The sequence below is a fragment of the Paenibacillus sp. 01T424 genome, from assembly GCF_056398745.1.
This window is the reverse complement of sequence record NZ_JBFTPZ010000073.1, coordinates 15449-27279: the sequence shown is the minus strand read 5'-3', so window position 1 is coordinate 27279 and position 11831 is coordinate 15449. Positions and strand designations below refer to the sequence as shown.

Annotated in this window: 10 protein-coding genes; all 10 read left to right on the top strand. The window is 44.7% G+C overall.

Annotated features, from left to right (window positions below; translation table 11 throughout):
- Positions 1-865: 865 nt before the first annotated feature.
- Positions 866-1522, top strand: coding sequence for a response regulator (locus AC1DPK_RS32605; RefSeq protein ID WP_441887003.1), 657 nt, complete (start codon positions 866-868; stop codon positions 1520-1522).
- Between the two features lie 21 nt (positions 1523-1543).
- Entirely contained in the window at positions 1544-2656 is a 1113-nt protein-coding gene (locus AC1DPK_RS32600) for a sensor histidine kinase (RefSeq protein ID WP_441887025.1), read from the top strand.
- Between the two features lie 115 nt (positions 2657-2771).
- Entirely contained in the window at positions 2772-3707 is a 936-nt protein-coding gene (locus AC1DPK_RS32595; protein WP_477512858.1) for an ABC transporter ATP-binding protein, read from the top strand.
- Positions 3708-3739: 32 nt separating this feature from the next.
- On the top strand, positions 3740-4858 hold the full coding sequence (locus AC1DPK_RS32590) for an ABC transporter permease (protein WP_477512857.1): 1119 nt from the start codon (positions 3740-3742) through the stop codon (positions 4856-4858).
- A gap of 2 nt (positions 4859-4860) precedes the next feature.
- Positions 4861-6009 (top strand): ABC transporter permease, encoded by a 1149-nt coding sequence (locus AC1DPK_RS32585; protein WP_441887008.1) that lies wholly within the window; start codon positions 4861-4863, stop codon positions 6007-6009.
- An 806-nt stretch (positions 6010-6815) separates the two neighbouring features.
- Complete coding sequence (locus AC1DPK_RS32580) at positions 6816-7286, top strand: hypothetical protein (RefSeq protein ID WP_477512856.1); 471 nt, start codon at positions 6816-6818, stop codon at positions 7284-7286.
- A gap of 295 nt (positions 7287-7581) precedes the next feature.
- Positions 7582-7881 (top strand): glycoside hydrolase family 95-like protein, encoded by a 300-nt coding sequence (locus AC1DPK_RS32575; RefSeq protein ID WP_477512855.1) that lies wholly within the window; start codon positions 7582-7584, stop codon positions 7879-7881.
- A 360-nt stretch (positions 7882-8241) separates the two neighbouring features.
- Complete coding sequence (locus tag AC1DPK_RS32570; RefSeq protein WP_477512854.1) at positions 8242-9225, top strand: ABC transporter permease; 984 nt, start codon at positions 8242-8244, stop codon at positions 9223-9225.
- A gap of 15 nt (positions 9226-9240) precedes the next feature.
- Positions 9241-10122, top strand: coding sequence for a carbohydrate ABC transporter permease (locus tag AC1DPK_RS32565; protein ID WP_057304608.1), 882 nt, complete (start codon positions 9241-9243; stop codon positions 10120-10122).
- Positions 10123-10185: 63 nt separating this feature from the next.
- Entirely contained in the window at positions 10186-11751 is a 1566-nt protein-coding gene (locus AC1DPK_RS32560) for an extracellular solute-binding protein (protein WP_477512853.1), read from the top strand.
- Positions 11752-11831 lie beyond the last annotated feature (80 nt).

Here is an 11831-nt window from a genome sequence, read left to right as displayed (position 1 = left end):
GTATTATACAACGAGGAGAAAAGTTCACGCGCCAGAGAAAACCGTCCTTGCATGGGCAGAAGCAGCTTAAGTTAAGTAGAAATCACGTATATTGACTCATTCGCAGGATTTCAAAAAGAAAGCACGGAGGACCGAGCTCGTTACCCATAAGGGCTCAGACCCATCCGCTAAACGCTATCGGTCTCCACACCTTGGACAGGTATAACGAAGGAATGTAAGGGCAGTGACCCGTTGAGATTTGGGAGGGTGAACCTCCAAGGGATTGTGGAGTATGCGTGCAGTAGAGACTGTCTGGGGAATATTTCCTGAGTGTTCCTCTATTTCCGCATGCCCAGCTCACCATCTCAAGCGGCATCAACTGCGTTGCTTCCTGAGATGGACTTGATCCAAGGTGACGAAATCCTGCGAATGAGTGAGTATATGTGAGATAAACCCTTAAAACGGAGGGACGGGTAACTATAGCTTAACAATCATCACGAGGCTGCCTGTATAACACGGCAGCCTCGTTGAACTATTCCAGCTAGTAGCTTGTCAATATTTATTAAAGACGAAACGAAGAATGATATACTAATAACAAAGAACCGTCCCACCGATATAGAGAAGGTATTCCTTCATATCTAAGTATTGTATATTCAGTCTAGAATGCTTGCTGCCTTCTTGGTCAAAATCGCAAAAATCCAGTGGAGCAGTTTATTTGCACACGCGATCACAGCTGCTTTAACCAGTAAAGTGTGATATCGATTGATTAATTCATATTCTAGTAATTTTTTATATAATCAAAATTAGAGAATAAGTGAAACATGCTCTAGCACAAGCTAAATGTGAGGGATGTTGTTAAATAGCGTAGAACGGAGAGTGAGCAGCGATGAAAATAAAGGTTATAATTTCCGATGACAATCCCTTTATCCGGGAAGGCATGAGGATCATACTGACCACCTTCAATGAGTTCGAGGTATTGGCGACGGTTGAGGATGGTCGAGAAGCCGTAGATTTCTGCAGGGAGAATGATGTAGACGTGGCACTGCTCGATGTGCAGATGCCCAATATGAATGGTGTGGAAGCGACCAAGCTGATCTCTGAGCTGACAGGAACCAAAGCGTTAATCCTAACCACCTTCGATGACGAGGCGTTTATTCTCGATGCGATTCGGAGCGGGGCGAAGGGATATCTGCTCAAGAATAACGATCCAGAGCGGATTCGGGATGCCATCATTACTGTATACAACGGACATAATGTGCTGCAGGATGCTGTGCTCGATAAGCTGAAATCTAGTTTGCTACCGGACAAGGATAAAGATAAGAAAGAAAATAAAGGGAGTAAGATCGACAGAAGCTTATTCACGGATAGAGAGCACGACATTATGTCCCTCATCGCGAAAGGGCTTTCCAATCGCGAGATTTCGAAGAAGCTGTTCATCTCAGAAGGCACCATTGCTAACCATATTACTTCTATTCTAGGCAAGAAGGGTCTTACGCATCGTACACAAATCGCGATTTATTTTTTGACCGGGGAAGTGGATTAAGTGACGGAGAGGGGAACACCTATAGAACTCTGGACAATGGGCGTAAAAGCGATTCTCTTAAGCTATGTGGTCATTCAATCCTATGTATCAATAGGTTCGATTTCACCATGGTATATGTTGTCCATCCTCCTCTACCTGTGTTTGAATATTTCCATCTATATCGCTAAAAAGGTTAGTATCACTACGATTGTGCTTCTGCTATCCATGATGGTTATTGCAGCGTCCTCGTCGTATATCCAACCCTTATTTTTACTCCTGTTCCCTCTGAACATATACGAACTATTCACTATATACCTGCGTAAAAGCGGAATTATTCTATTGCTCATGCTGGTTCCGCTCTTGTTGCTGTCTCAAGAATCTCAAGCTACCTTGGTTACATATGCTCTCGTTGCGATGCTAAGTTTCCTCTACTCCCTCTTGCTTAACAATTACATAAGCAAAATTGCAGACCTCAAAGAGGACATAGAAAATAGAAACGAACATATCCAGCATTTGACTGAGAGTCTAAATGAGAATAAAGAATATATCAGACAGTCCGATTATACGATTAAGCTGGAGGAGCGTAACCGACTGTCCCAGGAAATTCATGATAAGATCGGACATTCGATGACGGGTGCATTGATCCAGATGGAAGCCTCGAAGCGCTTGTTCACCTCCGATCCGAACAAGTCGGCGGAGCTGCTGCAGAATGCAATCCATATCTCCAAGGATGGGATCGAGAGTATCCGACTTGTGCTAAAAAATATGAAGCCACCGACAGAGAAGCTCGGAATAAATCGGATTAAATTATTTATTGATGAATTTTCAGCGAAGCATACGATCAGGACCTCTCTCACTCATGAAGGTAATGTCGATATCATTACTCCGATCCAGTGGAAGGTCATTCAGGAGAACACCCAGGAAGCGTTGACCAATGCCATGAAATATTCAAACGCTACTTTCGTCTCCATCCATATCGAAGTACTGAGGACCTTGATCAAGGTTGAAGTTTCCGACAACGGCAAAGGTGAGCAGAAGGTGATAAAAGGCTTGGGAATCATCGGTATGGAAGAACGGGCAGCAAGCGTAAATGGTACAATTATCGTCGATGGCTCAAGAGGCTTCAGTGTCACTACATTAATTCCTCACGGATAAGATGAGTTTAAATAGGAAGATTCTCATGGGTTAAGGATGAACTTGTGCACTGTCACAGGGGCATCCTTTTTTATTACAATTACATTATCCTAAAGACGAAACGGGAGTGTTACGAATGAACGTACTTGAAATTAAGCAGCTTACGAAGAAATTTGGGGATTTTATTGCCGTGGACAATATCACGATGTCCGTAAAGGAAGGCGAGATATTCGGATTTCTGGGTGCAAATGGAGCAGGTAAGAGTACGGCCATTAACATGATTGCCTCTCTGCTTCGGATCACCAAGGGTGAAATCGAAGTTCTTGGCAAGAGTATTGCTAAACACGGTAAATTTGCGAAGATGAACATCGGGATTGTACCGCAGGAAATGGCTATTTATGAGGATATGACCGCTTACGAAAATGTTCATTTTTTTGCCGGATTATACGGACTTAGAGGGGCAAAGTTAAAGGAGCGGGTGATTGAAGCACTAGCATTCGTGGGTCTTGGCGACAAGCACAAAAGCTATCCCAAAAACTTCTCAGGCGGCATGAAGCGAAGATTGAACATAGCCTGTGCAATCGCACATCGGCCAAAGCTGCTCATAATGGATGAGCCAACGGTGGGGATTGATCCGCAATCTCGCAACTATATTCTTGGTTCCGTGAAGAAACTGAATGAACTCGGTTGTACGATCATCTACACCAGCCATTACATGGAGGAGGTCGAGGAGATCTGTACAAGAATCGCCATTATAGACCACGGCAAGATCATCGCGGAAGGAACGAAAGGTCAATTAAAGGCCATCATTACGAATCAGAAAAATATAAGTATCGAAGTCCGTTCGGCGGAAAATCTGGATAGGAACAAGCTAGAGGGAATTGCTGGCGTAAACCGGGTTGAAGTGGAGGATCGAATCGTTAAGATCACCTCTGATTCCGAGGTCAATAATTTGAACCGAATCATTCAGCAGTTGATGGCGGACGATATTGAAATACGTTCAGTGGAAGAGAATGAGCCAAGTTTGGAGACGGTGTTCCTGACATTGACAGGCAGAAGCCTGCGGGACTGATAAGAAAGAAGGGGTAAGGAGGCGAAGGGGAAATGAATGTATTCAGAATAATGCTCAAAGAGTTAAAGGTTATCCGCGATCCCAAGATGCTTTTGTTCTTGGTGGTTTCGCCGCTATTAACCATGCTTATTTTGGGAACGGCGCTTACGAATGCTTTCAACGGTAGTTTAACGGTTGATGAGATTAAAGTGCTGTATAAGAATAATAGCTCGTCGAGTGATTTCTCTACCTATTGGGATGACTTCACGGGGCAGATGCGTCAAGCCGGTATTAAACTCGAGAAGGCAGACGAGAAGATGGATGGGAAAATAGAAGTGAAGAACAACCGCTATGCGGGTTACGTCGAGATTACGGACAATGGACTGAAGTATTACAGCAGCAGTCAGAGCTTAATTGAAAGCGGTATTGCTAAGAGCGTGCTTACAGCATTTGCAGATCGTTACCGATTGGCGGCTGAAGTAGCAGGTACCGACTCGGAGCAAGCGGATGCGATCATGAGCGGAAGCGGCAGTGAAAGCTATGTGATGGAAGAGTCGCTGAATGCGACAAGGAAACCGGGAGCCATGGACTATTTCGCTGTAGCGATTACGACAATGATTATTTTATATAGCGCCTTGACGGCCGCACAATTAATAGATAGTGAACGGAAAAGGAACACAGCTGTCCGATTGCTTGCTTCACCGGTGACGAAAATCGAAATTTTTGTGGGTAAATTAGCAGGTCTTGTTGTGTTAAATGTGATACTCACAATTGTTGTAGTGCTTATTAGTAAATACATGTTTAATGCCTACTGGGGAGAAAATTTGGGTCTCGTGTTTATAACGCTCTTTACTGAAATCATTTTCGCTGTGAGCTTAGGACTCGGGTTCAGTTATATCATTAAGGGTAACGCATCAGGCACTGTTGTGATGATTATTATCCAATTGGCCGCATTTTTCGGCGGTTCATACTTCCCGGTCGAGAAGGCTACTGGATTCATGGCAGCTCTCTCTTCTCTTTCTCCGCTGCAATGGTCAAATGCTGCACTTCTTGAAATGATCTACGCAGACAATATGACAGCAACGGTTAACGCCGTGCTGTTGAATATCGGCTTCGCGATCGTCTTGCTTGGTATCGCATTAACGATGATACGCAGAAAGGAGGGGCTGTAAGAATGAGAGACACATTATGGCTGATCCGGAAGACGTTTATTTCCACCTTTAAAAACGTTTTGAATCTATTTATATATTTTGTCTTTCCTGTTATGGGAATTCTGCTCGCGACACTAGTCCAAGGAGGCACGGGAGAAGTTGATTTAAAAATGGGCATTGTTAATCATGATGGGGGTCAGACGATTACAAAAGGTGTTATTGATTCGGTGGGCAGACAAGATTCCATGCTTGTAATTGCGCTTGAAGAGAATGAGATAAATGGGCAGATTGCTTCTGGAGAGCTGGATGCAGCAATTATCTTTCCCGCAGGTTTCGCGCAAAGCTTGATTGTTGGCAAGCCAGCAAATGTTAAGATCGTATCCATTAAGGGGGCGCAGGTTACCGGACAGGTAAAGGCATCCTTGGATCAACATATTAACAATATGGCTTCGATCGGCATGATAGCTAAAGGAGATGAGGCTAAGTTTATTACCCTATATGACGAATTTCAAAAAACGGGATTCGAACTATCAGCCCAGAAAGTGGAGGATCAATCTGTCAATTTCAACAAAACCAATCAATCAATAGGATACTTACTCATCCTCATGCTAGTGTCCGCTTCGAATTTATCTGGTATTCTTATCAAGGAAAGAGAGAATAGAACCTATTATCGCCTTCTATCCTCACCGATCAACCCTAGAACCTATGTCTTATCTAATATCATCGTTAATTTGACTATGATGATGCTGCAGATTGCAGTGACACTGTTGATTATGATAACTATTTTTCATGTCGATCCGGGTATTCCTTATTGGAGCATGTTCCTGATACTTGTGTTATTTGCACTGGTGGCAATAGGATTATCTCTTGTAATTGTGGCATTTTCCAGTAGCTCTTCAACAGCCAGCGGCATGCAGAATATGATCCTCATTCCTAGCAGCTTATTGTCCGGATGTATGTTCCCGCTTGTGTTAATGCCGGAAACCATGCAGCAGCTTGCGCACTTTCTTCCCCAATATTGGTTGTTGGATACCTTCAGCGATCTACAGCAAGGGGTATCCCTTGGGGAATTATCCTTGAACTTGATCATTTTGATTGCTTTTTCTGTGGCCTTATCTTTAATAGCCGTCTATAAGTTTGGCAGGAATAATGATACTCGAAGCTATATTTAAGAAATAAACTAATCCCGTATATYAATCATCTACTTCCAGTCTACTATATTGTAGGAGATTTCGAACTTTACAACGAGCTTAGGTCTTCTATTTTCTTCAACCTGGATATGTTCCCAAACCAAACTCGGATATCGTTACCCGTTAGTTCAAACCGGAGTCGCTAAATTCTAAAGCGGTAACCCTGCAGGGAAAGGGGATGCTAAGCCATCTAACGTCTGATTTCTTCATGCCGGCAGATTGTATAACCTGTGGAACATCTGTAATTGGCATTAAAGGAACTTCTTTGTTCCTAAACTCATCAATAATAGTTTATCATTACCTCAGAGCTCGATGAAATCCTTAACACCTTTGCTCCACGTTTAACCAGCCGTGAATATCCGTTAATATCACTGTAAACATGATGGCAAACTTTAGCCATTTGGATTTCAGTAAATTGGCAGATGGACAGTCTGAATAATTAAATCGCTAATAGAGGGGCAGGCGTTTCTGTAGTAAAGAGAAACTAGTTCTATTATTAAGCTTGCACCAATAAAATAGAGATGTGAAAGCGATGTAAGGCGCGGCATCGCTTAACGTCAAAGAAGCCTAATGGTTCCTTATTGAACAAAAATAAAGTTGAAAATGCTCAGAGTCATCCTCAAAAGGATGGCTTTTTTTGTACGCTAAACATTCTGTTACGATAGTCTTTGATTTTGGTCTTTTTTTCCATGCAATATTGATATAATGAGTTTAAAATTATTCGTAACAGAAGTTTTAGGGGCTTTTGGGCATCATATTTTGTTGACATTCCAAAATGGGGGATTATTATGAGACCAATCGAGTTTACGAAAGAAGAAGCTTTTTTAAGCACATTAAAAGAATATTTAGAATCTGAAGACGCTCATGATATTCTTAAGCATTTAACCCAATCGAAACTATCATTTAAATATTCAGATAGATTTTCAGAAAAGCTTTGGAATCAAAAAACTGCATATGTAGAAATCAAAGTACCTGTACGATCCAAGCAAACTCTAGAACATGAAGATTTATTTTATCGCTTAAATCGGTATTGCGGGGACATATTCGAGGATGATGAGGAATATGGCTTCAAAGGTGTGCAGATTGGCGTACTTATCGGAACTCCAACCGAACAATCTGTAAATAAAGACATCAAGTACCATAGTAAAAATCAGGTGTACGAGAATTTAAGAACGAAAGTTCATAAAGCCTCATTGAATCCAATGTGGGGTTGCGGAGGAAGCAGCCATTATGACAAGCCGGTCATGGACGGCTTTTGAAATTGATAAAAATTGGTACGATGTTGCTAGTCAAAGAATTAATAAAGTGTTAGAAGAAAGATGTGAAAAAATTAGTTCTATAATGAACAATTAAAAATAAGTGGTGTTTCGTATGAGAAGCATCAGTTAGTGATTTTTGAGCAAAAAATTGGGCTTTCAATTATAAGTCCACCTACCAAGGCGCTTCTTTTTTTGCAAAGCTGATAATTAACGCTCTACAGGAATGCTAACGGGCAGTTTACCGCAACTAATGGTGATTTTTATCGTCATTATAGTGGGTAGGAATAATTTTACGATGCTGCTTCAGAGTCGTGCGGGCGAGCTTCATCTGCTCCCGGCGCTTCCGGCAGTATGGTCAACGGGCTCCGTTCAAGGGCTGCGCGCTAGAGGCAGCTATACGGTCGACTTGGAATGGAAGGATGGCAGTCTGACGAAGGCCGTAGTTGCCTCTACTGCCAGTGGACCATACTTTATTCGAAGCGCGATCAGTTGTTCGATTACAGTGGAAGGGAAACCGGTCGAATCCGAGAGGCCGGCCGGCCTTCTCCGCTTTCATGCGGATGCCGGCGTCGTCTACACCGTGCTTCCGGATTGAAACGATTGCTTGTGTCAACGCCAATGCCCAAGCAGGGAAGAGTGAAATAAAACCGCTTGTCGCTGCAGTTTAATCCTTGATCAAAGCAGAACTAGGCCGCACTAGCATTGGCCGGTAGATGACCCTCGGAATTCGTCAATTCGTCGGGGGTCATCTTTTTTCTGTCCAGAAACGGAAGCATACGAGGGACGATATCGCCGCGTTCTATGCGGATCGCAAACCGATTTGAACGGCGGCAACGGGATGCTATTGTCCGGGCACCTTGCCATCCGATCTTCAAAAATGACAACGCTTTCTTAAGAATGTTGGCTTTCGACGCTCTGATTCGAAGAGTACACTGAAAACAAAGGAGGAGCAGATATGGAGTTGGATACACGCGTAATCGGAATTAAGGGAAAAACAGAACAGCGAACGCAGTTTTGGAAGCGATTTAAAAAACAAAAAACGCTGCACCTGTTCGTTGGGCTCGGCATGATATTTTTGCTTGTCTTCGCCTATACGCCGATGTTCGGCATTCTAATGGCATTTAAGCAGTATTCCATCTCTACCGGAATTAAGGGCATTTTTACAAGCGATTGGGTGGGATTAAAGCATTTCAAGGAGTTCTTTAATGACTATCAGTTTGGAACAATCGTTCGAAATACGCTGGCATTGAGTCTGCTAAAAATCCTTTTTGCTTTTCCGGCTCCCATATTGCTGGCCATTCTATTAAGCGAAGTAAAAAATTTGAAGTTTAAGCGTTTTGTCCAAACGATCAGCTATTTGCCCCATTTCATCTCGTGGGTTGTCGTCGCAGGCATCGCTTTCGCCTTCCTGTCGACGGATATCGGAATGGTCAATAAAGCGCTTCTAGGGCTAGGCATAATCGACAAGCCGCTTGACATATTGACGAACCCCAACTATTTCTGGGGACTGGCGACTGGAAGTGCCGTCTGGAAGGAGATGGGCTGGTGGACGATTATCTTCCTGGCCGCCATAGCGGGCATTAACCCGTCATTATATGAAGCCGCGCAGATCGACGGAGCGGGCCGCTTGGCTCGAATTCGCCATATTACGTTCCCTGGAATGAAAGGAACGATCGTCGTTGTACTTATTCTGACGATTGGAAGCATTCTGGGCGGAGGACTGGTGGGCTCCAACTTCGAGCAGGCGTTTCTGTTCGGCAACAGCATCAACAATCCGACCTCGGAGATCGTGCAAACTTATGCGTTTAAGGTCGGATTAAGAGACGGGAGATTTTCCTATGCGGCAGCGATTGATTTGATCCAGTCCGTCATTTCCGTCATCCTGATTTTCTCCAGCAACTACATTGCCAAACGCACTTCGGGATCAAGTCTATTCTAGGAAAGGGGAGCGTGCATGCAGCTCAGCCAAAAACAAAAAGATCGTATCATGGATGCTATGATTTATGCATTACTAGCCATTCTGACGTTATCGATGCTTTATCCGTTCTATTACGTCCTGATTCTTTCCTTCAATAAAGGAACCGATTCGCTTCTTGGGGGCGTCTATCTATGGCCAAGGACCTTTTCCTTTGAAAATTACGCGCGATTTTTGGATGACCCCCACTGGTACCGTGCTTTTTTGGTCACGATTATGAGAACGCTTGCTGGAACCGCCCTAGGCGTCCTTTTTACCTGTTTGGTTGCTTATGGGCTGTCTCACCGCGATCTTCTGTTTCGCAAAGGTTATTTCACGGTCATTATATTCGCGATGTACTTTTCCGGCGGTTTGATACCGTATTACGTCGTTCTGCGCTCACTGGGGCTGCTGAACACGTTTGGTGTCTATGTCATTCCTTCCATGTTAAGTACGTTTTTTCTGCTGATAGCCATTTCGTTCTTCCAGGAAATTCCGAGTGAACTCAAGGAGTCGGCTTACATGGACGGGGCTACCGAGCTCGTTATTTTCTACCGGATCATCCTTCCCGTCTCTATGCCGCTGATCGCAACCATGTCGCTTTTCTTGGGGGTTGGTCAATGGAACTCTTGGCTGGATTCCGCTTACTTCGTGCAGTCGGAAGGTCTGCGGACGCTCGCTTTCCGGATGATGGAGGTTATCAACAAGAGCAATGCGCCGATGGACGCTATAGCCGTTGCGAACAGTGCTTCAGCGGGCGTCACCAGCTATTCGCTTCAGGTAGCGGCTATGGTTATATCTATCGCGCCTATCGTGTGCGTCTATCCGTTCCTCCAGAGGTTTTTCATTCAAGGCATTATGCTGGGTTCCGTGAAGGGTTGATTTTGTTGGCATGATATTAAAGCGTTTGCTTTAATATAAACATCACTTGTTGGAGGGGTTATTTTGAAAAGAAACAAAGGGAAGAAGGCACTGCTCTTATCGCTCATCCTAATGATGACGATATCTCTGATGTCCGCATGCGGAAATAACAACGATGGTCAAGTCAATAACTCGGAGGGGAGCGAACAGCCCGCAAAAAGCAACGAGGCAAAGGAGCTGTCCTTGTTTATCGATGCCTCCTGGTATCCGGTGAAGGAGTGGAAGGGGTCGGTTGCCGAGAAAATTACCGAAAAGACGGGAATCAAGCTGAAAGTGACAGTAGCCACGGACGACAAGCAGCTTCCGCTCATGATCGCGTCCGGCGATCTCCCGGATCTGGTTTTTACTAACGCAAACATCGAACGGATGTCCGATTCGAAGCTTTCTTATCCTTGGAACGAGTTGATCGAGAAATACGCGCCTGACTTTAAGATCGATCCGATACGAATTGCGATCCACACGATGGATGACGGCAATTTCTATACGGTGCGCAACTCCTTCGCGACGCAGGAGGAAATGGTGCAGAACAAATACTCGGTCGGCAGCGACGGCAACCCGGGTATCGCGGTGCGCGAGGATATTCTGCAAGAGCTTGGCAATCCGCCAATAGACACCATTGACGACTTTATGAAGGTTTTGGGCATGGTCAAAGAAAAATATCCGGACATGATCCCTCTGATCATGGACAAAGATTGGATCGAGCAATACTTCCTGACGCAGTTCGGCGTCGAGGGCCTTTTGGACGGCTGGTATGAGCGGGACGGAAAAGTGGACTATGCGATCAGAAAGCCGGAAATGCTGGATTTCTTCAAGTTTATGAACCGTCTGTACCGCGAAGGGGACATTCTGGCGGAGAACTTCGCCTATACGAACGATCAGATCGACGATCAGTATGCGACCAGCGGGAAGGCATTCGCGCATATGCATACGGTCAGCATAGCAGACTCGGACAATATCAAGGTCAAAAACGCCGGCGGTTCGTATACGTTCCAAATGCTGCCTAGCTCCATTTCGAAAGATGCGAAAGCGGTCAGCTCTGGACTGGGCTTTGCAGGTACATTTATCACGAAGAAAAACAAGGATCCGGAGGCGTCGATCAAGTTCCTTCAATATCTGGCGAGCGACGAAGGCAAAAAGTTAACGATGTTCGGCGTCGAGGGCGAGCATTGGACCTGGAACGACGAAGGGTATCCGAATTTGAAATACGATCCGTCCGACGCCGATTTCGTCAACAGCAACGGAATCAAATGGTGGTACCTGTACAACGACGGCGTTACGGAAGGCATGTTGAGCTACGTACCGGGAGCGCAGAAGACGAAAGCGTTGATGGAAAGAAAGGCGTTCACGGTTTACAAGCCGGAGCTCGGCTTGATTCAGCTGCAGCCGGATTCGGATGAGAAGACGATCAAAACGAAGATCGACGAGATGATCAAAAACGAGAAGGTTAAAATCTACTTGGCGAAGTCGGAGGAAGAAGCCGTGGCAAACTACGAGAGCATGGTGAAGAACGCCGAGAAGATCGGTCTGGATCGCTTGGTGGATTGGGCTAACCAAACCTATCAGAAGAAGAAGGATTTGTTTAAAAAATAAGACTTGGTCCGTCAGGAGCGCTGCGCGTTCCTGACGGACTTTGCACGCTATATTGCAGGTGAAGGCAAATGGGAGAACGG